At 66.0% G+C, this 22,606-nt stretch carries 16 protein-coding genes, 2 tRNA genes and 1 pseudogene; 11 read left to right on the forward strand and 8 right to left on the reverse strand.

Features of this window, described 5'->3' with window-relative positions; genetic code table 11:
* Positions 1–82 precede the first annotated feature (82 nt).
* A complete protein-coding gene (locus SPHN_RS04865) occupies positions 83–967 on the forward strand; it encodes a diacylglycerol/lipid kinase family protein (RefSeq protein ID WP_248521646.1) in 885 nt (294 codons plus the stop codon).
* Positions 968–986: 19 nt separating this feature from the next.
* Here the strand turns inward: SPHN_RS04865 and SPHN_RS04870 are convergent, their stop codons facing one another.
* Together SPHN_RS04870 and ettA are read right to left on the reverse strand one after the other, a co-directional pair.
* Positions 987–2,177: a sensor histidine kinase gene (locus SPHN_RS04870; protein WP_248521648.1), complete on the reverse strand. Its 1,191-nt coding sequence runs from the start codon at positions 2,175–2,177 to the stop codon at positions 987–989.
* A 5-nt stretch (positions 2,178–2,182) separates the two neighbouring features.
* Positions 2,183–3,862, reverse strand: a complete 1,680-nt coding sequence (gene ettA, locus SPHN_RS04875) for an energy-dependent translational throttle protein EttA (RefSeq protein ID WP_055880597.1) — start codon at positions 3,860–3,862, stop codon at positions 2,183–2,185.
* Between the two features lie 103 nt (positions 3,863–3,965).
* On the opposite strand from ettA, the gene SPHN_RS04880 reads away from it, so the two are divergent.
* The 4 genes from SPHN_RS04880 to SPHN_RS04895 all read left to right on the forward strand — a co-directional run bounded on the left by SPHN_RS04880 (position 3,966) and on the right by SPHN_RS04895 (position 6,547).
* The gene (locus SPHN_RS04880) at positions 3,966–5,369 is read left to right on the forward strand and encodes a M20/M25/M40 family metallo-hydrolase (RefSeq protein ID WP_248521650.1); all 1,404 of its coding nucleotides are present in this window, start codon (positions 3,966–3,968) and stop codon (positions 5,367–5,369) included.
* A 154-nt stretch (positions 5,370–5,523) separates the two neighbouring features.
* The gene (locus tag SPHN_RS04885; protein WP_031393308.1) at positions 5,524–5,790 is read left to right on the forward strand and encodes a hypothetical protein; all 267 of its coding nucleotides are present in this window, start codon (positions 5,524–5,526) and stop codon (positions 5,788–5,790) included.
* Between the two features lie 135 nt (positions 5,791–5,925).
* Positions 5,926–6,001: transfer RNA gene (locus SPHN_RS04890), tRNA-Ile, on the forward strand.
* Positions 6,002–6,289: 288 nt separating this feature from the next.
* Positions 6,290–6,547 (forward strand): hypothetical protein, encoded by a 258-nt coding sequence (locus SPHN_RS04895; RefSeq protein ID WP_248521651.1) that lies wholly within the window; start codon positions 6,290–6,292, stop codon positions 6,545–6,547.
* Positions 6,548–6,689: 142 nt separating this feature from the next.
* Here SPHN_RS04895 and SPHN_RS04900 read toward each other — a convergent pair whose 3' ends face one another.
* The 3 genes from SPHN_RS04900 to SPHN_RS04910 all read right to left on the reverse strand — a co-directional run bounded on the left by SPHN_RS04900 (position 6,690) and on the right by SPHN_RS04910 (position 11,881).
* Entirely contained in the window at positions 6,690–7,835 is a 1,146-nt protein-coding gene (locus SPHN_RS04900; protein ID WP_248521652.1) for a CaiB/BaiF CoA transferase family protein, read from the reverse strand.
* 114 nt (positions 7,836–7,949) lie between these two features.
* Entirely contained in the window at positions 7,950–9,725 is a 1,776-nt protein-coding gene (locus SPHN_RS04905) for a DUF885 domain-containing protein (RefSeq protein ID WP_248521653.1), read from the reverse strand.
* Positions 9,726–9,742: 17 nt separating this feature from the next.
* On the reverse strand, positions 9,743–11,881 hold the full coding sequence (locus tag SPHN_RS04910; RefSeq protein ID WP_248521654.1) for a prolyl oligopeptidase family serine peptidase: 2,139 nt from the start codon (positions 11,879–11,881) through the stop codon (positions 9,743–9,745).
* A 181-nt stretch (positions 11,882–12,062) separates the two neighbouring features.
* Here SPHN_RS04910 and SPHN_RS04915 point away from each other — a divergent pair, with 181 nt between their 5' ends.
* Positions 12,063–13,250, forward strand: a complete 1,188-nt coding sequence (locus SPHN_RS04915; RefSeq protein WP_248521657.1) for an alpha-hydroxy-acid oxidizing protein — start codon at positions 12,063–12,065, stop codon at positions 13,248–13,250.
* 27 nt (positions 13,251–13,277) lie between these two features.
* On the opposite strand, the gene SPHN_RS04920 is transcribed toward SPHN_RS04915, so the two are convergent.
* Together SPHN_RS04920 and SPHN_RS04925 are read right to left on the reverse strand one after the other, a co-directional pair.
* Positions 13,278–13,700: a YybH family protein gene (locus SPHN_RS04920; RefSeq protein WP_248521659.1), complete on the reverse strand. Its 423-nt coding sequence runs from the start codon at positions 13,698–13,700 to the stop codon at positions 13,278–13,280.
* Between the two features lie 7 nt (positions 13,701–13,707).
* Positions 13,708–15,381: a putative bifunctional diguanylate cyclase/phosphodiesterase gene (locus SPHN_RS04925; RefSeq protein WP_349238464.1), complete on the reverse strand. Its 1,674-nt coding sequence runs from the start codon at positions 15,379–15,381 to the stop codon at positions 13,708–13,710.
* A 136-nt stretch (positions 15,382–15,517) separates the two neighbouring features.
* On the opposite strand from SPHN_RS04925, the gene moaA reads away from it, so the two are divergent.
* From moaA to SPHN_RS04940, 3 genes are all read left to right on the forward strand, one after another.
* Positions 15,518–16,531 (forward strand): GTP 3',8-cyclase MoaA, encoded by a 1,014-nt coding sequence (moaA, locus tag SPHN_RS04930; protein ID WP_248521661.1) that lies wholly within the window; start codon positions 15,518–15,520, stop codon positions 16,529–16,531.
* Complete coding sequence (locus SPHN_RS04935; protein WP_248521663.1) at positions 16,528–17,307, forward strand: NAD kinase; 780 nt, start codon at positions 16,528–16,530, stop codon at positions 17,305–17,307. Before moaA ends, SPHN_RS04935 begins: the two co-directional genes overlap by 4 nt.
* Positions 17,308–17,395: 88 nt before the next feature.
* Positions 17,396–17,470, forward strand: a tRNA-Asn gene (locus tag SPHN_RS04940).
* 235 nt (positions 17,471–17,705) lie between these two features.
* Here the strand turns inward: SPHN_RS04940 and SPHN_RS04945 are convergent.
* Entirely contained in the window at positions 17,706–19,667 is a 1,962-nt protein-coding gene (locus tag SPHN_RS04945) for an NPCBM/NEW2 domain-containing protein (protein WP_432715053.1), read from the reverse strand.
* A gap of 507 nt (positions 19,668–20,174) precedes the next feature.
* On the opposite strand from SPHN_RS04945, the gene SPHN_RS04950 reads away from it, so the two are divergent.
* Together SPHN_RS04950 and SPHN_RS04955 are read left to right on the forward strand one after the other, a co-directional pair.
* Entirely contained in the window at positions 20,175–22,151 is a 1,977-nt protein-coding gene (locus SPHN_RS04950; RefSeq protein WP_248521672.1) for a sialate O-acetylesterase, read from the forward strand.
* Between the two features lie 255 nt (positions 22,152–22,406).
* Positions 22,407–22,559, forward strand: a pseudogene (locus SPHN_RS04955) (glycoside hydrolase family 3 C-terminal domain-containing protein); the annotation flags it as partial.
* Positions 22,560–22,606 lie beyond the last annotated feature (47 nt).

The raw sequence follows: 22,606 nt of genomic DNA on the forward strand, positions 1-22,606 counted from the left end.
TTTGCGGGATGACCGCGGGCGGATCAAGCTTTACCCATGAGCGTTACGGGTGCGAAACCGCATCCGGTGCGTTGAGGGCCCCATGTCGAACGAAACGATCACCTCCGCCGCGCTCGTCGTCAACGCCAAGTCGCGTAAAGGACAGAAGCTGTTCAAGCGCGCCTGCGCCGCAATGTCGGGACTGCCCTACGAGGTCGACGCGCACGCGGTCGAGGATCCGAAGGACCTTGAAGCGACCGTCCTGCGCGCGCTGGCGAAGAAGCCCGACCTGCTCATTCTCGGCGGCGGCGACGGCACGGTCAGCGGGCTGGTCGACCTGATGGTCGGCCATGACGTGATCCTTGGCGTACTGCCGCTCGGGACCGCCAACAGCTTTGCCCGGACGCTCGGCATTCCTTTGAACATCGAGGGCGCGGTCGAGGTGATCCGGACCGGCAAGCCGCGCCGTATCGATCTCGGCATGATCGACGGCGATTATTTCGCGAACTGCGCGGCGATGGGCATCAGCCCGAAAATCGCCGCCACCGTACCGCACGGTTTGAAGAAGGTCTTCGGCAAGGTCGGCTATCTCACCTGGGCGGCCTACCAATATCTCCGGTTCCGCCCGTTCACGCTGATCGTCGGCGAAGGGTCGACCGCGGTGAAGATTCGTGTCGTCGAGGTCCGCATATCGAACGGGCCCTATCATGGCGGCACCGAACTGGTGGATGCGGCCGCCGTCGACTCGGGCGAGATCGTGGTCCAGGCGGTGATGGGCCACGTGAAGCGCCGGCTCGTGCAGAACTGGGTCTCGAGCGTCTTCCGGCTCGAATCGCGGCACGAAAAGGTTCGCGATTTCCGGGGGCAGAGCCTGAAGATCAACACGATCCCGCCGCTGCCTATTTCGATCGACGGCGAGGTGCTGGCACGGACACCGGTGACGGCTAAGGTCGCGGCGGGGATCATCCGGGTGATGGCGCCGGTTTGAACCGGCCGCCCCGCGGGATTTAAGTCTCGGTTACCCGCGGATCGGGCACCTCCAGCGTCGCGCAGGTCCCGATCGCGGCGTTCTCGATTGTCACGGTCCCGCGCAACTGCCGCGCGAGGCTGCCGATCATCCGCATCCCGAGACTTTTGCGTGACGCCGCCTTGAGGTCGAAGTCCGCCGGCAATCCACCGCCCTTGTCGGACACCGTCAACACGATCCGCCCGTCCGCGCTGCGTACCGAGACCAAAATCACGCCGCCCGCGTCGCCATAGGCATATTTGATCGCGTTAGTGACGAGTTCGGTGACCAGCAACCCGACCGGGATCGCGACATCCGCGCTGATCAGGATCGGTTCGATATCGCAGTCGATTCGGTGGTTGAGAGATTGCTCGCCCAGCCCCGTCGCGATCCCGCAGACCAGATCGTTGAGCGCGACGATGCCAACCTGATCGCCACGCCACAGCTGGTCGTGGGTCTGCGCGATCGCCGTGATCCGCGCCTGCGCGTCGCCGAGCAGCCGCCGGATCCGCGGATCGTCGTCCTCCTGCATCTGCAGGTTGAGCATCGCCGAGACCAAAGCGAGGCTGTTCTTCACGCGGTGGCTGGCCTCCCGCGTGAGCAGCTCCTGATGCTCCATCGCCTCGCTCAGCCGCTGCTCCGCCTGCTGCCGCTCGATCGCCACGCCGATGAGGTTCGCAAACCCCTGCATGAACGCGAAGTCGGCAGGCTCGAACTGGCCCTCATCGGGGCTGTCGACCTCGAGCACGCCAAAGCGCTTGCCCGACGTCTCGACCAGCACGTTGATCGCCCGCCGGATCTTGTGGCGCGCCATGAACTCGGGCGTGCGAAACCGCTGCTCGTTCTCGAGATGGTTCGAGATCACCGGCTCGCCCGTCTCCAGTGCGAACCCGGCGGGCGAGCCGAGATCGGTCCGCATCTCGGTCGACCCGACCACCCCCGGCTCCCAGCCGATCCCCGCACGCACCAGCAGGCTGTCCTGTTCGGGGCGATATTCAAGGAACTTGCAGTATTTCGAGCGCATGCCCTCGCCGCACAGCTCGGTCGCGCGCTGCAGCATGGGATCCAGATCCCGCGCGCGCAGTGCCTCGATCCCGAAATCGGCCAGGATCGACTGCTGGCGAAGACGATATTCGAGTTCGCCAGCAGCGGGAGCGTTGGTACCGCCCGGGGGGTGTTCGACGACCGGCATCGTCCTCAGCGGGTCAGCTTCTTGTACGCCAGACGCGTAGGCCGATCGGCGGCGTCGCCCATGCGGCGGCGCTTGTCCTCCTCGTACGACGCGTAATTGCCCTCGAACCACTCGACATGGCTGTCGCCCTCGAACGCGAGGATGTGCGTCGCGAGGCGATCGAGGAAGAAGCGGTCATGGCTGATCACCACGGCGCAGCCGGCAAAGGTTTCGAGCGCCTCCTCGAGAGCACGCAGCGTTTCGACGTCGAGATCGTTGGTGGGCTCGTCGAGCAGGAGGACGTTGCCACCCTCCTTGAGCATCTTGGCCATGTGGACGCGGTTGCGCTCACCGCCCGACAGCTGGCCGACCTTCTTCTGCTGGTCCGGCCCGCGGAAGTTGAACGCGCCGACGTATGCGCGCGTGCCCATCTCCTGCTTGCCGAAGCGGAAGATCTCCAGCTCGTCGGAGATTTCCTGCCAGACGTTCTTGTTCGGATCGAGATCGTCGCGGCTCTGGTCGACGTAACCGAGCTTGACGGTCGAGCCGACCTCGATCGTGCCCTCGTCGGGCGTTTCCTGCCCGGTGATGAGCTTGAACAGCGTCGACTTGCCCGCGCCGTTGGGACCGATCACGCCGACGATGCCGCCCGGCGGCAGCGTGAAGTCGAGACCGTCGAACAGCAGCTTGTCGCCGTACGACTTGGTCAGGCCCTTTGCCTCGATCACCTTGCCGCCAAGACGCGCCGGCAGCTGGATCAGAATCGCGGCCTTGCCGGCGACGCGGTTCTCCTGCTTCTCCATCAGCTCGTCGAACGCGCGGATACGCGCCTTGGACTTGGTCTGGCGCGCCTTCGGGGTCTGGCGCATCCACGCCAGTTCGTCGGCGATCGCCTTCTGCTTGCCGGCCTCTTCGCGCTCCTCCTGGCTGAGGCGCTGCGCCTTCTTCTCCAGATAGCCCGAATAGTTGCTCTCATAGGTGTAGTAGCGCCCGCGATCGAGCTCGAGCACCCAGTTGACGACGTTGTCGAGGAAGTAGCGGTCATGCGTCACGAGGATGACGTTGCCGGTATATTCCTTGAGGTAGTTCTCCAGCCACGACACGCTTTCGGCGTCGAGATGGTTGGTCGGCTCATCGAGCAGCAGGATCTGCGGCTTCTCCAGCAACAGCTTGCAGAGCGCGACGCGACGCTTCTCGCCGCCCGACAGGTTAACTACCGACGCATCGCCCGGCGGGCAGCGCAGCGCTTCCATCGCCTGCTCGAGCTGGCTGTCGAGCGCCCAGCCGTCGACGGCGTCGATCTTGGCCTGAAGCTCGCCCATCTCTTCCATCAGCGCATCGAAGTCGGTGTCGTCCTGCGGATCGCCCATCTCGGCCGAGATCGCGTTGAACCGGTCGACCAGATCCGCGACCGGACGGACGCCATCCTTGACGTTGCCCATGACGTCCTTGGTCGGATCGAGCTGGGGCTCCTGCGCGAGATAGCCGACGTTGACGCCTTCGGCTGCCCAGGCCTCGCCGGTAAAATCGGGATCCATGCCGGCCATGATCTTCATCAAGGTCGACTTGCCCGAGCCGTTCGGGCCGATGATCGCGATCTTGGCCGACGGAATGAACTGCAGGTGTATGTTGTTGAGAACGGGCTTGTTGGCACCGGGGAAGGTCTTCGACAGACCCTTCATGACGTAGGTATACTGGACGGCCATGTGGGTGCCGAGCTCCGTTCTGAATAAGGGCGGGATTTGACGTGCGCAGATAGCGATGCGGCGAGCCGTTGGCAAACGGGGAGCGCCGACATACGCTGCCCCCATGATGAAACGCACCCTGCTCGCGGCGCTGGCCGCCTCCGCCCTCACCTCCCCCCTGTCGGCGCAGCGCACCGCCGCCCCGCCGACTGCGGCGGATGCGAAGGTCGCTGCACTCCGCGACAAGGCGCTGACCGACGACACTGCCTACAAGATCGTCGAGGGGATCACGACCGAGGTCGGCCCGCGGATGACCGGTACCGAGGCGGCACCGCGGGCGCGCGCCTGGTCGGTGGCGAAGCTGAAGGCGCTCGGGTTCAAGAACGTTCGGATCGAGCCATACCAGCTGCCGGTCTGGTCGCGCGGCACGGAGAGTGGCGAGCTGGTCGCGCCCTATGCACAGAAGCTGCATCTGGTCGGCCTCGGCAATTCGGGCGCGACGCCGCCGGGCGGGCTGACCCTGCCGATCGTGTATTTTCCCACGTACAACGACCTGGCGCTCGCCGCCGACGGCAGCCTGAAGGGCAAGATCGCGTTCGTCTCCAACGCGATGCAGCCGACCCAGGACGGGTCGAGCTATGGATCGCAGGGCACCGCGCGCTTCGTCGGACCGAACGTCGCCGCCAAGAAGGGCGCGGCGGCGATCGTGATCCGGTCGATCGGCACCGATCACGGCCGCGGGCCGCACGCGGGCAACACCAATTTCGAGGCGGGCGTGACGCCGATCCCCGCCGCGGCGCTGTCGGTCGCGGACGCCGAACATGTCGAGCGGCTGGTGAAGCTCGGCAAGCCGGTGACGCTGAAGCTGGTGCTCGAAGACAAGCAGGCCGGGATGCAGGAATCGGGTAACGTCGTCGCCGAGGTTCCCGGCACGGACCCCAAGGCGGGCATCGTGCTGATCGGTGGCCATCTCGACAGCTGGGATCTCGGCACTGGCGCGATCGACGACGGCGCGGGCATCGCGATCACCGCGGCCGCCGCCAAGATCGTCATGGACAGCGGCCAGCGCCCACGTCGCACAATCCGCGTCGTCTGGTTCGGCGACGAAGAGAGCGGCGGCTTCGGGGGCCAAGCCTACGCCAAGGCGCATGCCGGCGAGCGTCACGCGACCGCCGCCGAATCGGATTTCGGTGCCGACCGCGTCTGGCGGTTCGAGAGCAGCCTGCCCGCCGCTGCCAAGCCCATCGAGGACCGCCTGGCGGTCGCGCTTGCCCCGCTCGGGATCATCCGCGGGGCCGATACGCCGCACGGCGGCACCGACGTCGGCCCGGTGATTGCGACGGGCGTCGCTGGAATCGACCTCAACCAGTCGGGTCTGCGCTACTTCGACTACCACCACACGCCCGAGGATACGCTGGATCTGATCGACCCCGAACAGCTTCGCCAGAACGTCGCGGCGTGGACCGCGATGATCGCGACGGTCGCCAATGCGCCCGAGGAAATCGGCCCGATCGTGCCCCATAAGTGACGAGTTGCAGCAACCGAAACGTCATCGTTCTGCCGCAAACCTTGCGGACAGATGAATTTAGCGGATTGACCGCCCGCCGGGGTCCGCTATTTGACGTGACTTCGCGACGGCAATCGGGTCGGCCGCGAGTGAAACTATGCTTGGGAGCATTCGAATGAAGAAGATCGTTCTGATCGCTGCTGCCGCCGGCCTGATGTCCGTCGCAGCCTGCAGCAAGTCGCCAGAAGCCGCCGCCGTTGAGAACAACGCGGACATGCTGGCTGACAACATGGAAATGCAGGCTGACAACATGGACGCAATGGCGGACAACACCTCGAACGCAGTCGCTACCGACGTGCTCGAGAACGCTGCCGACAACATGAACGCAGCTGCCGACAACGTCCGTGACGCTGCCGACGAGAAGACCGACAACATGAACTAAAATCTGTCGGGCGTTTCTACGCTCGATAGGATTTAGTGTCGGAAAGGGCGTTCCTTCGGGGGCGCCCTTTTTCTTTGCGCATTTGCTGTGCGGCCTTTTGCCGGATGATCGCTTGCGCTAACGCAGGCGGCGGTGGGGCCTGTAGCTCAACGGTTAGAGCTGGCCGCTCATAACGGCTAGGTTGCGGGTTCGATTCCTGCCGGGCCCACCAATTTTTTCGCCGGTCTGTTCGTCGGTCGATAGCGACGCTCTCCGCGCTGAACCGGATGCCGGGAATCGATCGATTCTGGCGCTATCGCTTTCGTTTCAGGCGAAACAATCATCCGGCGGCCAATCACCAGACGTAAGCAGACATGCGAAGGCCCAGGTCGAACGGACCGTCTAATTTCAATTTTGGAAGAAACAGGGCGTCGATCTTTAAACTTTGTGAACAATCTACCGTGCAGGAACGTTTTTGTAGGCCGCGGTGGTGTTCGCCGTGCTTTCGGGAGACTTTGTAATGTTTATCAAATCCTTGGCCATGGCGTCGGCCGGCCTCGCACTCGTTGCTGCACCTGTCGCCGCCAGCGCTGCACCGACCAGCCCCGCTGGCAGCCTGTCGGTGAGCAAGTCCGTTCGCTCGGGCTCGGCAACCGGCGACAAGAGCAAGATCGCCGGCGACGGCGGCCTGATCATCGTCGCACTCGCCGCTGTCGCGGTTGGCGGCGGTCTGTACCTCGCAATCGATGGCGATAGCGACGATTCGGATAGCAACTAATCTACCGGGCCGGTGTGAAAGCACCGGCCCACACCAGCATACCGGATCATACCCGCAGGCCGATCGATCGAAACCGCTGCGAACGCGCGACCATCGATCCTAGGCACCGCCATGCCGGACAGGACCGGAACCGCGTCCTGCTTCAGGCGATAACCTTCTCCGCCGTCAACGCTGCTATAGATGCTGGCGAATATCCGATTTCCGCGAGAACACGCGCCGTGTCGGCTTGCCCATCGGCCATGCGTGGCGCGACCGTCGGTGTAACGGAATAGCGCGGTGCAGGCGTCGGCTGGATCACCCCCCCCGCCTCGATGAACGTGCCGCGCGCGACATTGTGCGGATGCGCGGGCGCCTCGGCTAGCGACAAGACCGGCGCGAAACAGGCGTCGCTATGCTCCAGCAGCGCGCACCATTCGTCGCGAGTCCGGCTTGCGAATATCGCCGCCACCCTTTCCTTGAGCGCCGGCCATCCGCGTGGGTCCATCTGCCGGTCGAACGCGGGATCGGCCGCCAGTCCCGCCTTCTCGCGCAGCACGGCGTAGAATTGCGGCTCGATCGCGCCGATCGACACGTATGTCCCGTCGGCACAGGCATAGGTATCGTAGAAATGGGCGCCGCTATCGAGCAGGTTTACGCCGCGGGCGTCGCGCCACAGGCCCTGCCCGTGAAAGCTCCAGATCATGCTCATCAGCAACGCCGCGCCATCGGTCATCGCGCAGTCTATCACCTGCCCCTGCCCGGTCGTCCGCGCATGGAGCAACGCGCTGACCATGCCGAATGCGAGCATCATCGCACCCCCGCCGAAATCGCCGACCATGTTGATCGGCGGCGTCGGCTTCTCGCCCGCACGCCCGAACGCGTGCAGTGCGCCCGCCAGCGCGATATAGTTGATGTCGTGCCCTGCAGCCTGCGCGTACGGCCCATCCTGCCCCCAGCCTGTCATACGACCATAGACGAGCCGCGGCCTGAGCCCGAGTAGCACCTCCGGCCCGAGCCCCAGTCGTTCGGTCACGCCCGGCCGGAACCCCTCGACGAAACCATCCGCCGACGCGACCAGATCGCGGACGACGCCGATCCCCGCGGCGGACTTGAGATCGACCGCAATCGTTTTCCGCGATCGCAGGAGGATGTCCTTGGCAGGATCGCCGCCCGGCCCGCCGCTTTTTGCGTCCGGGCGCTCGATCCGGATCACTTCCGCCCCGTGATCGGCGAGCATCATGCAGGCGAACGGCGCGGGCCCGATCCCGGCAAGCTCGACGATCCGGATGCCGGCGAGCGGGCCGGTCAACGCCGGAACTCTGTACGGCGCCCACGAAATGCTGCGGCCATGACCCCCCTCCGATGACTTCTTTTTATCGGAGCAGGGTCACAGCATTCGCAGATCGGGTCAAGCGACCGGCGCTTACCCGATCGGCAGGTCGAGCAGCAGTTCGCGGACGTAGCGGACCGGCGGCGAACCATGCGCCAGCAGCGCGTCGTTGTAGCGCTTCAGGTCGAACTTCGCGCCCTCACGCTTCTTCGCCTCGTCCCGCAGCGCCATGTGCTCCGAATAGCCGGTGAAATAGCTCAGCAGCTGCGTCGAGCCGAGCGACGCGCGGACCCATTTGCCGGCCGCCTCGCGCTCCTGCTGGAACGCGGTGTGCGTCATCAGCTGCATCGCCTGCTCGCGCGTCATGCCCTCGGTATGGATGCCGATGTCGAGCAGCGAGTTCGAGATCGAGCGCAGCCGCATTTTCAGCACGGTCAGCTTGAAGAGCGGATCGCCGTTCAGATAGCCCTCGTCCGCCATCATCCCCTCGGCATACACCGCCCAGCCCTCGATGAACGGCCCGGAGCCGAGCACCGCGCGCAGCGTCGACTGCGTCGCATTGGCGTGCGCGAGCTGAAGGAAATGCCCCGGCATCGCCTCATGCACCGCCAGATCGTGGATCATGTAGTCGTTATATTCGCTGAGGAACGACGTCGCCTGCGTCTCGGTCCAATCGTCGGGGATCGGCGACACGGCGAAGAACGTGCCGAGGTTTTTCTCCAGCGGACCCGGTGAGTCACAATAGGCGACCGCGACACCCTGCTGGAACTTGGGCATCGTGATGATCTTCACCGGACCGTCGGGCATCCCGACTAGCCCCTTTTCGCGGACGAACGCGGTCGCCTGCGCCAACGCCTTGGTCGAGGCGTCGATCATGCCGTCGCGTGCCGGACGCTTGGCGTAGGTGAGTTCGAGCGCGGCCTGGATCGCCGCCTGTTGCTGCGCGTCGGACGACTTGTCGGGGAGCAGCAGCGCGCCCGGCTTTGCGCCGAATATCTGCCGCGCGATCGCGTACATCTGCGCGCGCGTATCGACGATCGCAGCTTGTGCGCGCCGCTTGATTTCGGTCCGGGTGAGATCGGATTGCAGCGCGAAGCCGAGCTTCTTGTCGTACAGCGCCGCGCCGAGGCGGAAGTCGCCCTTCGCGCCCGGCACGAGCGTCTTGTCGAGCCAGACCTGATGCTCGGCCACTGCCGCCTTCAGCGTCACGAGGGCCGCGTCGAAGCGCTTGGCGTCCGCAGCCGACAACTCCGTCTTGTGCGGCGCGAGCATGCTTTCGGCGATGTCGACGATACCGCTGTTCTGCTTCGCCACCGTCGTCGCGTAGATCGAGAGCACACGCGCAACCACGATGTTCGCGCGCGCCTGCGCCAGCAGTGCGGGAAGCGCCTCCATCCGTGCCGTCGCTGCATTCAGACGCTGCGGCCACGGCGCGAAATCGCGCGCGGCGAGCGAGTAGAGCGAGCTGCCGGCGATGTCGTTATAGACCTGCGGATCCCACGCCCAGCCGCGTAGCGTCTCCGCATCCCAGATGTCGTAGCGCAGCGCATTGTCGAGCAACGCCGCGTCGACCTGCTCCTCGCGCGACAAGGCTTTCCGATCGATCCGCTGGAGATCGGCGAGCATCGCCTTCGAGAACGCCTCGCGCTTGGCACGCCCGGACGCCGACATATCGGTGACCTGCGCGTCGAACCGATGATCGCCAAGCCCAGTCGCCGACGACGGGTTCAGCCGGGCCAGCCCATCGACATAGCGCTTCGACAGCGACGCGAACGTCGCGTTCTCCGCAGCGTGCACGGCTGCGGTCGGGATCGAGGAAACGGGCAGCGTCAGGATCGCGGCGCCGAGTAGCAGACGGAAGTTACGCATGGTCTAGTTCCTGACGATCAGCGCTGTGGAGCGGTGCCGAGTTGGGTGTTGAGATAGACGGTGACGAGCGCCGCGCGCTTGGCGTCCTCGATCTTGTCGGCGCCGGCCGCGTGGCCGCCTTCAGGGTTCTCATAGTAGAAGAACGGGTCGCCATAGTCCTCTAGCCGCGCGGCGAACTTGCGGGCATGGCCGGGGTGGACGCGGTCGTCCTCGGTCGAGGTGTAGATGAACGGCACCGGGTATTTCACGCCGCGCTTCAGATTTTGATACGGCGAATATTGCGAGATGAACGCCCAGTCCGCCGGCTTGTCGGGATCGCCATATTCGCCGATCCACGACGCGCCCGCCGACAGATGCGAATAGCGCTGCATGTCGAGCAGCGGCGAGCCCATCACGATCGCGCCGTACAGGTCCGGCCGCTGCTCCATCGCGACGCCGACCAGCAGGCCGCCGTTCGACCGCCCCGACACCGCGATCTTGCGCTTGGCGCTAACGCCCGTCCGCACGAGGTCGTCACCGACCGCGTGAAGATCGTCATACGCCTTTTGCCGGTTCTCGCGCAGCGGCATCTGGTGCCAGCGCGGCCCGTATTCGCCGCCGCCACGAATGTTGGCGAGCACGAACGCATTGCCCTCCTCGACCCAGAACAGCCCGGCCGGGCCCGAGCGATAGGGCTGGTCGACGAGGTAGGTCGGCGTCTGCGCATTGCGAAACCCGCCATAGGCATGGACCAGCGCCGGCACGGGTCCGCTCGTGCCCTTTTTCCGCACGAGGAAATACGGGATCTTGGTCCCGTCCTTCGACGTCGCGAACCGCTGTTCGACCTGCATTCTGGAGGCATCGAACCGCCCAGGCAGCGTATCGACCGTCGCGGGCTGGGCGTTCGGACGGACGGCATAGAGCGTTGGCGGACTGAGGAAACTCTCGACCATCGCGAAGGCGAGATCGTCCTTGCCCGCAGTCGCATCGAGGTGGATCGTCGAAGCGGTCGGCAAAGCCGCGACCGCCTGCGTCCAGCGACCGTCCGCACGGCGCGTCAGCGACACGAGCCGCCCCGATACGTCGTCGAGCATCTTCACCCATAGCACCGACTTGCTCGAATCGACCTGTTCCACCGCCTGCGTCGCGGTCGGCACGAGCACCCGCTCGATCGCCGGCGCGCGGCCGGCCAACACGTCGGCGATGCTGTAGGCGACCACTGCCCCCGCCGGCACACCGCGCCAGTCGGACGCCAGCGTCGCGATCAGCCGGCCGTCCAGCACGGTGTTGATCACCGCGTCGTCGGGCAGCGGCGACGGCACGAGCCGGCCGTCCTGCGCGACATGGCTCCGCTTCGAATGGAAGAAATCGGTGTCGCGGACGACCAGCGGATAGCGCTGCTCGCCATCCGGAAAGACGCTGACGTTGATCCCGACGTCTTCCTGCGTGGCGCTGGCGATCTCGGTCGCAGCGGTCAGTGGCGTACCGCGGCGCCACAGTTTGGCGATGCGCGGATATCCCGACTTGGTCAGGCTGTCGGCACCGTAATCGGTCGCGACATACAGCGCGTCGGGGCTGGCCCAGCTCAACCGCGTCTTGAAGATCGGCACGACGAAGCCATCGGCGACGAACTTGCCCGACGGAATATCGAACTCGCGCTCCTCGACCGCGTCGCCGCCGCCGTTCGACAATGCGACCATGCAGCGATCATAGGACGGCGAGCGACAGGTCGCACCCTTCCACACCCAGCTCTTGCCTTCCGCCTTGCCGAGCGCATCGACGTCGATCAGCGTCCGCCAGACCGGCTTGCCGCTGCTGAACGACGCCAGCGACGCGACCCGCCACAGGCCCCGCACGTTGCTCTTGTCCTGCCAGAGGTTGAGCACCTGATCGCCGATGATCTGGTCGGGGTTGGCGATCTGGCGGTCGGCTTGCAACAGGTCCAGTGCGCGCTGGCGGTACGCCGCATAGCCAGGCTTCGCTTCGAGTGCCGCCAGCGACCGCGTATTCCAGCGCTTCACGGTGTCGAGTGCCCGCGCACCGTGAATATCCTCCAGATACGCGTTCGGATCGGCCGGATCGGCAGCAGGGGCCTGGGCGGGAGTCTGGACAGGAATCTGGGCGATCGCACTCGCAGATAGCGACAACAGGGCAATGACGGGAAGGCGAAGATGCATGGTTACGCTTTCTTGCATGGATGGCGCGATCTTAAGGACTACGGCCCGATCCGCCACTCCCTTCCTGGTTTCGATCCGTCGCCGCCGACCAAAGGCGCAGGTTCGCAAACCTCGCATGCGAAAATCTATCCGACTTCGCTGGCGCCCGGTATAGTGTCCGGCAAAACATAGGAGAGGCACCATGGCCGCTGCACCCAAGAGTGCGCCGCATTTTGGCGATTACCAGAACGCGATCTACTTCGCGGGGCTGAACGGCGTGCTGCCGAGCGTCCCGGTCGACTTCGCGACGCTCGAAGCGCGAGCGTCCGCCGCACTGCCCCCCGCGACGCTCGCCTATCTCCAGGGCGGGTGCGGCGACGAGCAGACCCAGCGCCACAACGCCGACGCTTTCGCGCATTGGGGGATGACGCCGCGGATGATGATAGATTGTTCTCGCCGCGACCTGTCGATCGAGCTGTTCGGCATGCGCCTTCCGACGCCGCTGTTCATGGCGCCGGTCGGAATCAACGGCATTTGCACCCAGGACGGTCACGGCGATCTCGCAGCGGCAAAGGCCGCCGCCGCCACCGGCGTGCCGCTTTGCCAGTCGACGCTGTCGAACGATCCCCTCGAAGACGTCGCTGCACAATTCGGAGACACGCCGGGCTTCTTTCAGCTCTACACCCCGAAGAACGACGCCCTGACCGAAAGCCTCGTCCGCCGTGCCGAGGCCGCCGGGTACAAGGCGATCGTCGTGACGCTGGACACCTGGGTCACGGGCTGGCGGCCGCGCGACCTGAACACGGCGAACTTCCCGCAACTGCGCGGGCATGTGCTGGCGAATTATTTCAGTGATCCGGTGTTCCGGGCGATGCTCGACCGTCCGCCCGAAGAAGACCCCGCGGCGGCGGTGCGGCAATGGGCGGGCGTGTTCGGCAAGGTGCTGACCTGTGCCGACATGCCGTGGCTGCGTTCGTTGACCTCATTGCCGCTGGTGCTGAAAGGCATCTGCCATCCCGACGATGCACGGCGCGCGATCGATGCCGGCGCCGACGCGATCTATTGCTCCAATCATGGCGGACGGCAGGCGAATGGCGGCATCGCGGCGATCGACATGCTGCCGGACGTCGTGGCAGCCTCGGGAGAAACCCCCGTATTGTTCGATTCCGGGGTGCGCTCGGGCACCGACGTAGTGAAGGCGCTCGCGCTCGGTGCCGCTGCGGTGGGCGTCGGCCGCCCTTATGCATATGGCCTCGCGCTGGGCGGCGCAGCGGGCGCGGCGCACGTGCTCAAATGCCTGCTGGCGGAGGCGGACCTGCTGATGGCGGTCAACGGCTATCCGACGATCACCGATATCCGGTCCGCTGGCGCGTTGCGTCAGCAGCCGTAGCGGCACTGTGCCGTCAACCGCTGGGGGTCAACTGCTGTGGTCCGCGATGATCTGCCACGCCGTACCACGCCGCGCGAAGACCAGTGTCGTCATCCCGCTTTCGGTCGTCGACGGTCCGCTCAGGGTCCAGCGCGCGACGAGCAGCGCATGGCGTGGATCGATCCCCCGCATCTCCAGGAACGCGAACGACAGCGTGCCGCGTGCGTTGCCGGCACCGCGAAAGCTCGGCTGGTATTTGGCGGCAATCGCCGGCTTGCCGCGCAACACGCCCTTCGGGGTCACGAACACCGCATCGTCCGCGTAGATCGCCATGAACCGCGCGAGGTCGCCGGCATTCCAGCCGGCGGCGCTCGCCTCCATCGCCTGGCGGATCGCCGTTTCCGCCGGCGCTTGTGCGGCCGCCGGTATGGCAACGAACATCGCCACCGGCAGGATCGAAGCACGCATCATTTTCGCATCACTCCCGCATCATCAGTTCGAGCAATGCCGGCTCGGTGACCGCCTCGGATACCAGGAACCCCTGGTACAGGCTGCATCCCGCGGCGGCCAGCAGTTCAAGTTGCGCCGGCGTCTCGACCCCCTCGGCCACCACGACCATCCCGAGCGATCGTGCCATCGTGATCGCGCCCGCCACCACCACGCGGTCGCGCGCGCCGCCGTCGATATCGCGGACCAGCGACTTGTCGATCTTGACGTAATCGAGCGGCAGCGATTTCAGATAGGCAAGGCTCGAATAGCCGGTGCCAAAGTCGTCGATCGCCACCCGACACCCCGCCCCGCGCAACTCCGCAAGCAAGGCCGACGCCGAGGCCAGATCCTCGATCAGCCCGGTCTCGGTGATCTCGACGGTCAATCGACCACGGGGAAACCCGCTCTCGTCGACGCGCGCCAGGAACAACGCCGCGAAGCCCGGCCGGGTGATATCCGCCGCGGTCAGGTTCAGCGACACCCGCAACGTGCCGAGTGCTTCCGGCCATGCCACCGCCCGCGCCAACACCAGGCGCTGGATATGATCGGACAGCGCAATTCCCAGATCGGCACGGTCGGCGGCATCGAACAGCGTGTCCGCGCCAAGCGGCCCGAGCGTCCTGTGGCTCCAGCGCGCGAGCGCTTCGACGCCGGTGATCTTGCCGCTTGCGACCTCGATCTGCGGCTGCCAGCGCAGCTCGATCTCGTCGCGTTCGATCGCGTGGTGCAGATCGATCGCCAGCGCATCGATTGGGGCGACCCCGTCGGGCAACGCGACGTGCAGCACCGATCCGTCGCTCGCCTTCGCCTCGGCCAGCGCTTCACTCGCGCGGCGAAGCAGTGCGGCGGCATCGTCGCCCGGCTGGCGCTGTGCCACGCCGAACCGGCAGCCGAGTACGGCGCGCGCATACGCGACCGTGAACGGGCGCGCGAGCGCCGCATCCAGCGCGGTGATCGCCGCCGTGACCGCCGCCCCCGACGCTTCGATAACCAGCACGAACTCGGACCCGCCCAGCCGCGCGACCATCGCCTCGACGCCGATGGCTTCGCGCGCGACCGTTTCGGTACGACGGACAGCCGCTTCGATCAGTCCGTCGACCGCTGGCCGACCATGCGCGGCGTTGACGATGTCGAGCCGCGACAGGGCTACCAGTACGACGGCGACGGGGCGGTCCTCTGCGATCCGCCCGACGATCCAGCGCCGCGCTTCGCCCGTTTCCCGATCATATCGCGACGCGCCGGGTATACCACGTCGGTCGATCGTCCCGCCCGAAGCACGCGCCGCATGGCGCCCGGCAAACCGCAAGGCCTGCACCAGTTCGCCTTCGCTCGCGGGGCTGACGAGAAACTGCGTCGCGCCGGCATCGAAGAATTCGCGGATCGCCTCGACGTCCCCGCGCGAGACCAGCACCAGCAACGCGGCCCCGTTGGTCGCCACCGGCGCGCCGAGCGCGCGCACCGCGGCCAGTCCCTCGTCGAGCGCGCCACGTGCGTCGATCAGGGCGACCGCGGCATGGCTTGCGAGAAACCGGCTACCGATCGCTTCCGCGTCGCCGAAGACCGCGGCACGCCAACCCGCACCAGCCCCCGTGGATGCCAGAATCTCTTCAATCTCATCGCGTTGACGGAACGATACTGCAAACAGTGTCGTTGCTGTCTGCATGTCTTCCATATCCATCGCACCCGATCCCATCGGTGCGAGCTTAGCTGGCGCATCGCGCCCCGCCAATCCATTTGCCCGTCCATTACCGGCCGATTCGGCCTTGTTACCGGAACAGCCACGTCCTAGCTCTGAAGGGATGACGTCAGCGCCCGCCCTTAAGCAGAAGCCCTTGCAGGACACGCACGGCCGCACGATCAAGTATCTGCGGATTTCGGTGACGGATCGCTGCGACCTGCGCTGCCGCTATTGCATGGCCGAGCAGATGACGTTCCTGCCCCGCGCCAAGCTGTTGAGTCTCGAAGAGATCGCGATCATTGCCGAGCGCTTCATCGCGCGCGGCGTCACCAAGATCCGTTTGTCGGGTGGCGAACCTCTCGTGCGTCGCGACGTCGCGGAACTCGTCCAGCGTCTTGGTCACAACATCGGATCGGGGCTCGAAGAGCTGACGATGACCACCAACGGCACGCGCCTCGCGCAGCATGCCGAGGCGATGGTCGATGCCGGCATCCGTCGCGTCAACGTCAGCATGGACAGCCGCGACCCGGAGCGTTTCCGCTACATCACCCGCCACGGCGATGTCGCGCAGGTCATCGGTGGCATCTACGCCGCACGTGACGCCGGGCTCGCGATCAAGATCAACATGGTCGCGCTGAAGGGCTTCAACGAGGACGAGATCGCGCCGATGCTCGCCTGGTGTCGCGACGAAGGCTTCGACCTGTCGCTGATCGAGACGATGCCGCTCGGTGCGATCGACGAGGACCGTACCGATCGTTTCCTGCCGCTGACCAAGGTGTTCGACGAACTCGGCCAGCAGTTCACGCTCGCGCGTGATGCCCACAAGACCGGGGGCCCGGCGCGCTACTGGAACGTCGACGGCACGCGCACGCGTCTCGGGCTGATCTCGCCGCTGACCGCCAATTTCTGCGACGGCTGCAACCGCGTCCGCCTGACCACCGAAGGCAAGCTCTACATGTGCCTCGGTCATGACGATCAGGTCGACCTGAAGGCGGCGCTGCGCGAAGGCGGTACCGCCGGGCTCGACGCAGCGATTGACGCCGGCCTGTTCGCCAAGCCGAAGGCGCACGACTTCCGCATCGGCCAAGGCGAAGGCCCGGCCGTCGCGCGCCACATGAGCGTCACCGGCGGATGAGCCGGTACGAGCGGCGGGCGCTGGTTGCGTCCAACACCCCGCCCGCTCGTGCCGCAGAGGCCCAGCTCGCCGACATGGGCGAGTGGGTGTCGGTCGAGGACGCCGACGTGATCATCGCGCTCGGCGGCGACGGGTTCATGCTCCAGACGCTCCACGCCATGCTGGAACGCCGCAAGCCGCCGGTCCCCGTGTTCGGGATGAACCTCGGCACGGTCGGTTTCCTGATGAACGAATGGCGGCATCACGGGCTCGGCGACCGCCTGGAGCGCGCAAAGCCGTTCAAGGTCGTCCCGCTCAGCATGACCGCGCTCGGCGTCGACGGGCGCACGCACACGCTACCCGCGATCAACGAGGTGTCGTTCCTGCGCGAGACCCGCCAGACCGCCAATCTCGAAGTGACGGTAAACGACCGCATCGTCCTGGCCGAGCTCGCCTGCGACGGTATTCTCGTCGCGACGCCGGCCGGCTCGACCGCTTACAACCTGTCGGCACAGGGCCCGATTCTGCCGCTCGGCTCCGGCATGATCGCGCTGACCCCGATCAGCCCGTTCCGCCCGCGGCGCTGGCGCGGCGCGATCCTGCCGGACAAGGCCCGCATCGGTATCCGCGTGCTTGATCCCGGCAAACGCCCCGTCTCAGCGGTCGCAGACCAGCGCGAGATTCGCGATGTCGCACAGGTCGACATCTGCATGGACCGCGCGCGCGAACTGACGCTGTTGTTCGATCCCGAGCACGCGCTCGACGACCGGATCACGATGGAACAGTTCGTCTCCTGAGCGCGGTTTATCGCGGACTTTGCATTTTTGCGGCGAAACCTGCTTGCATCGTCCGACTGGCCGTTTATAGAGCCGCCTCCGGCAACGTTCCCTGATAGCTCAGCGGTAGAGCTCTCGACTGTTAATCGAGTGGCCGTAGGTTCGAATCCTACTCAGGGAGCCATTTTCCGACAGGGCTGATACAGTCCTCTGCGGCTCAGACAGCCCGCACCCCCAGCTAAATTACGACCCAGCCGACCATCGCTATTATGGCGTGTCTGCACGCGTAGGTGCCGGCTAATTGGCCTTGGACGCCCCCCCGATGCGCAGCATGCGATCGTCACGATCAGCAGACCCGGTCGACCACGATAGAATGGAACTGCGGGTCGAGATCAGCATCGACGTCGCTTCTCTCGCCGTCATCGCGTGAGCCTCGCATTCGCCCACACCGCAGGGCGCGGCGGCAGCGCGGCGCCCTGCCCGGTCGATCGCGTTACGAGTTCGACGATCTTCACGCCGGTCACGTCGGCCTCCAACGACGCCGCAGGATCGCCGAAACCGATCGGTGGCGAGGTCGCAAGCAGCTTGCCGTCGCCATAAATCGCGAACCGCAGCGGACTGCCGGCCGCCGGACCTGCGTCGTCGATACCGACCTCGGCCGCAAACCGGGTGAACCCGGCGTTACGAACCTCCAGCCGCGAACCGGCCAGCACGCCCAAGCCTGTGTCATAATCCTTGCCGGCAATCCGCAGCACCTGACCATATACCGCGCGATCCGCCCGCGCGCCGCCCCAGCCGCCATATTGAACATGCTCGCCCGGCCCCTTGGTGCCCGACCATGCGGTGACCGAATGATGGATCGTCGGGTCGGCGCGCGCCGTGTCGACGCCGTCGACCGCGGGGTTAACGCGGCCCGGTTGTTCGGACAGATACAGCCCGTCGCTCAACCGTCGCGTACCCTGCGCCCGGAACACCAGCGTCTGATGGGCCGCCAGCGTAAAGCGCGTCTCGCCGGTAAACCGCGTCGTCTTCTTGCTCCACAGGTCGACCAGCGTCACCGGCGCATCGTCGCGAAACTTCATCTGTCCGGCCTGCAACACGACATCCACCGGGGCCGCATCGCGGTTGAACAGCGCTACGCCCTTGCTGCCGTCGGCGAGCGTCTTGACGAAGAATTGCACGTCGTCGCTGTGATAGGCGATCACCGCCTGGTTGCCCGCGGGATCCTGGTTCAGCGCGATGATATCGCGGTTGCCAAACACCGACAGCAGTGCCGGCGTCAGCTTGCGAAGGTCGTACCCGATCACGAGCGGCGAATTGATCATCGCCCACAGCGCAAAATGCGACTTCGCTTCGGTCATGTGCTGCGCATCGAACTCCGCGGTGCCGACAAACAGCATGTCGGCATCGTTCCACGACCCCGGATGCGCATAGAGCGCACGCTGCGCGGCGGTGTCGAAATTGGTCAGCATCCGCGTCCAGTGCGGCGTGATATCGTCGCTGGTGCGCGAGATGTTGCCGAGATCCTTGCCCCAGGCGCGAACGTCAGCCGATCCCCAGAGGCACAGCGACAACAGATAGTCGCCGCGCGGGCGTTCGCGGTGCAGCGCCGCGCCGACAGAACCGTATAGCGCGCGAACCGCCGCGACGTCCGTCCGGCCCAGCGACTGCATGTCGATGATCGGCGGGAACGCACGGTACAGCCCCGATCGCACCCGCGGGTGATCCGCCGGCAACCCGCGCACCCCGCAGCCATCGACCTTGATCAGATCGAAGCCCCATTCGGTGAAGAACAGCCGGATATCCTGATCGACGTGCCCATAAAGCCCCACCTCGCGCTCGGCAACGCTGCCGACGGGCTGGTTGTCGAACTGCGCCGTGTAGATCTGCCCGCAACTGTTACGCCCGATATCCGAATAGATTCCGGCCTTCAGTCCCATTGCGTGCAACCGGTTCGTGAGCGGCCGGAAGCTGGTATAATCGGCACCCTGGCTGCTCGCGGCTCCCGTTCTCGCCAACCTGCGTGCCGACGGAAATTGCGCGGCGCGGATGACCATGCGTCCGTCCGAGGTCCGGCGTTTCAGCCACCAGCCATCGTCGATATTGACGTAGCGATACCCCATCCCCGACAGCCCCGTATCGACGAGCGCCTGCGCGGACGCGAGGATCTTTTCCTCGTCGATACCGCTGTTGAACGCGTTCCAGCTGTTCCAGCCCATCGGCGGAACGGCGGCCTGGCCCTGTTGATTCGCACTCCAGCGGCCGGTCGGATCGAGCGGATCGGCCGTCACGGCGCCCGGCATCAGAGTGGACGCGAGCAATGCGGCGAGCGCGTACCTCCAGCGGCGGGATGCGGTATCGAGCGAGGAAGCGATCGGCATTACTGGTCTCCCGAAGAAACGGTCGTGAAGGCGGGCGGCGCGAGACACCCGATACGCTCCAGATGATACCGATATCACGGACAGTTGCGCTCGAATATTGCATCGACGCCTTCTCTGTCACGATGCAGGGCCGAACGCAGACCCCGCAACGCACGCACCGGTCGAATTGACCAATTCACGGCGGCCAGAAAAGAGTTGCTGGCGGTCTTTGTCGGCGTATAAATTGAAGTGTGAGCGATACCAACGCTGCCAAGAATGGCGAGGTACGACACGATGTTGATGGGAGACGGACCGCGCAAAACCCTATGCCGAATGCGGTCGTCGCCGGACAAGCAATCCGGAAGAGCGGCGTGGAGAGGCAGCGCCTGATTGCGGGCTCGCCGCGCTACCGGATCCGGCTGCGCGAGATCGCCGCGCGGGGGATGCTGACGCCATGATTCTCCCCGTTGCTCCTATGCCCGCCTTACCTCCTCCCTCCCCCTTTCCTCCTATCGAAGCGGCAAACGCATGAAGATCCGTCCGTCGAACGCCCTGTCAGTTGCCATGGTCGGAATCGCCGTATCGCTCGGCTCGGCAGTATCTGGCTCGGCGGCAGCGGCCGATCCGAATATCGCCCCACGCCTTGACGGGATCATCGGGGATCACGCGGTCCTGCAGCGTGGCCAGCCAGTCGTGCTGCGCGGCCAAAGCCTTCCGGGCAGGCCGGTTACGGTCCGCCTGGCGGGCCGTACCTCGACGGTGAAGGCGGATCGCGATGGTCGATTCGAGCTGCGCCTGAAACCGCTTTCCGCAGGCGGGCCCTACGACCTGACGGTTACCGGTAGCGACGGCGTGACGACGATCCACGACCTGCTGATCGGCGACGTGTTCCTGTGTTCGGGACAGAGCAACATGGAACTGGCGGTGAATTCGGCACAGGACCTGATACCCGACGCGCATCCGCCGCTCGACGATCAACTCCGCCTCGTCACGATCGCCAAGGCGACCAGCGAAACGCCGCTTGCCCGGTTCGCGGCCAAACCGCAGTGGGCGGCGGCAGATCCCGATACCGTCCCGGGGTTCTCGGCGGCCTGTTTCTACATGGTGCAGGCGCTGCGGCGGAGCGAGCGCGTGCCGATCGGCGCGATCCACGCAAGCTGGGGCGGATCGCGGATCAGCGCCTGGATGAGCGACACTGCGCTGCGGTCTGCCGGGATGGCGCGCGAGGCCGACCTGCTCGCGGTGCACGCAAAGGACGCGGTCGCCGCAGAGCGAGGCGCGTCGACGATCTGGGAAGAATGGTGGCGAGGCGGCACGGGCGACGCCAAAGGGCGCGAACCCTGGCAGCCGGACGTCGTGCTCGACTGGAAACCCGTGCCGAAGATCGGCAATTTCGAAAATTGGGGCGTGCCCGCCCTCGCCGACTATAACGGCATGGTCTGGTATCAGCGCGTCGTCACGCTGACCGCCGCGCAGGCGCGCGGCGCGGCGACGCTGGCGATCGGCATTGTCGACGACGCGGATCGGACATGGTTCAACGGGATCGGCGTCGGCGGGAACAGCAATGCCGGCCGGCCCCGCACCTATACGCTGCCCGCTGGCGCGCTGAAGGCGGGGCCCAACGTCATCACCGTCAACGACGATGACGTCTATGCCTATGGCGGGATGACCGGGCCGGCGGATACGATGACGCTGACGCTGGCCGATGGCAGCGTGGTGCCTATCGGTGACGGCTGGCGCTACGCGATCGCCAAGCGCGTGCCGGGCAACGCGCCGCGCTCGCCCTGGGACGACATCAACGGCGCGGGGACCTTGTACAACGGGATGATCGCGCCGCTCGGACCGACGGCGCTCGCCGGGATCGCATGGTATCAGGGCGAGTCCGATACCGGCCTGCCCGGATACGAGACGCGGCTGGCCACCATGACCCGCGCATGGCGGCAACAATTCGGTCGGCCGACGATCCCGCTGGCGATCGCGCAGCTTGCCAATTACGGCACGCCCCCGATCGCGCCCGGCGAAAGCGGCTGGGCCAATGTCCGCGAGGCGCAACGCGTGATGGCACAGCGGGACGGTCATGCAGGGGTCGCGGTGACGATCGATCTCGGCGATCCGCTCGATATCCATCCCGGCGAGAAGCATGCCGTCGGACAGCGACTGGCGCGGGTCATCCGTCCGCTTGCCTATGCGGGCCGCGAGCCCGTCGGTCCGGGCATCGCGTGGGCAAGCCGCACCCCCGATGGCGGCGTGACGCTACGCTTCGCCGGGGTCACGGGCGCGCTGCATGCACGGGCGTCGGCACAGGCGATCGGCTTCGAACTGTGCGGAGCCGATGCCGGAAGCTGCCGCTATGCCAGCGCGGTCGCCCGCGGCGATCGGGTAACGCTCGCGCCCGATGGCAAGCCGGTCGTCCGCGTCCGCTATGCCTGGGCCGACAGCCCGGTGGTCAATCTGGCGGACGAGGCGCAACTACCCGTGGGACCGTTCGAGATCCCGCTTTCCTGAGGTACCGCAAGGGAGACCTGCGCTGCGGGCCTGTCAGGACTTGTGGCGCGGAAGCGTGGCGTTTGCGGCGATCGCATAGGCTTTCGCGGCGGTGGCCGGACCGACACCCGCACGACAGACGGCGCAAGCGCTTGCGCAGGATGCCGCGCATATGGACGAAATCGTTGCACGGCGCGCTTGCGCCGGCGCTCGCACCAATTTTCCGGAATCGACCCGCCACAGCGCCAACATGATCGTCTCGGCGCACGATCTGGAGCCATGAACGGCAGCGCAATCGATCTGCCCTGGGCCAAAGCCAATGCCGCGGCGATCGTCGAAGCTTGGTATCCGGGCCAGGCCGGTGGCCTTGCAATCGCGGAAATGCTCGCGGGGCCGATCAACCCTGCAGGCCGCCTGCCGCTGACCTTCTGCGATGGCGTCCTTCGCTGGCGTCACGGCGCCGATCGCGTTCGCAA

The sequence above is a fragment of the Sphingomonas faeni genome (assembly GCF_023195535.1).
In the GTDB taxonomy this organism is placed as follows: Bacteria; Pseudomonadota; Alphaproteobacteria; order Sphingomonadales; family Sphingomonadaceae; genus Sphingomonas; species Sphingomonas faeni_B.

What these genes read in the sequence shown, in the direction of transcription:
- SPHN_RS04910 (WP_248521654.1), bottom strand. Translation starts at nt 11,881, where the DNA reads ATGCATCTTCGCCTTCCCGTCATTGCCCTGTTGTCGCTATCTGCGAGT.
- SPHN_RS04895 (WP_248521651.1), top strand. Translation starts at nt 6,290, where the DNA reads ATGTTTATCAAATCCTTGGCCATGGCGTCGGCCGGCCTCGCACTCGTT.
- SPHN_RS04950 (WP_248521672.1), top strand. Translation starts at nt 20,175, where the DNA reads ATGAAGATCCGTCCGTCGAACGCCCTGTCAGTTGCCATGGTCGGAATC.
- SPHN_RS04880 (WP_248521650.1), top strand. Translation starts at nt 3,966, where the DNA reads ATGATGAAACGCACCCTGCTCGCGGCGCTGGCCGCCTCCGCCCTCACC.
- moaA (WP_248521661.1), top strand. Translation starts at nt 15,518, where the DNA reads ATGACGTCAGCGCCCGCCCTTAAGCAGAAGCCCTTGCAGGACACGCAC.
- SPHN_RS04920 (WP_248521659.1), bottom strand. Translation starts at nt 13,700, where the DNA reads ATGATGCGTGCTTCGATCCTGCCGGTGGCGATGTTCGTTGCCATACCG.
- SPHN_RS04905 (WP_248521653.1), bottom strand. Translation starts at nt 9,725, where the DNA reads ATGCGTAACTTCCGTCTGCTACTCGGCGCCGCGATCCTGACGCTGCCC.
- SPHN_RS04945 (WP_432715053.1), bottom strand. Translation starts at nt 19,667, where the DNA reads ATGCCGATCGCTTCCTCGCTCGATACCGCATCCCGCCGCTGGAGGTAC.
- SPHN_RS04885 (WP_031393308.1), top strand. Translation starts at nt 5,524, where the DNA reads ATGAAGAAGATCGTTCTGATCGCTGCTGCCGCCGGCCTGATGTCCGTC.
- ettA (WP_055880597.1), bottom strand. Translation starts at nt 3,862, where the DNA reads ATGGCCGTCCAGTATACCTACGTCATGAAGGGTCTGTCGAAGACCTTC.
- SPHN_RS04925 (WP_349238464.1), bottom strand. Translation starts at nt 15,381, where the DNA reads ATGCAGACAGCAACGACACTGTTTGCAGTATCGTTCCGTCAACGCGAT.
- SPHN_RS04935 (WP_248521663.1), top strand. Translation starts at nt 16,528, where the DNA reads ATGAGCCGGTACGAGCGGCGGGCGCTGGTTGCGTCCAACACCCCGCCC.
- SPHN_RS04915 (WP_248521657.1), top strand. Translation starts at nt 12,063, where the DNA reads ATGGCCGCTGCACCCAAGAGTGCGCCGCATTTTGGCGATTACCAGAAC.
- SPHN_RS04870 (WP_248521648.1), bottom strand. Translation starts at nt 2,177, where the DNA reads ATGCCGGTCGTCGAACACCCCCCGGGCGGTACCAACGCTCCCGCTGCT.
- SPHN_RS04865 (WP_248521646.1), top strand. Translation starts at nt 83, where the DNA reads ATGTCGAACGAAACGATCACCTCCGCCGCGCTCGTCGTCAACGCCAAG.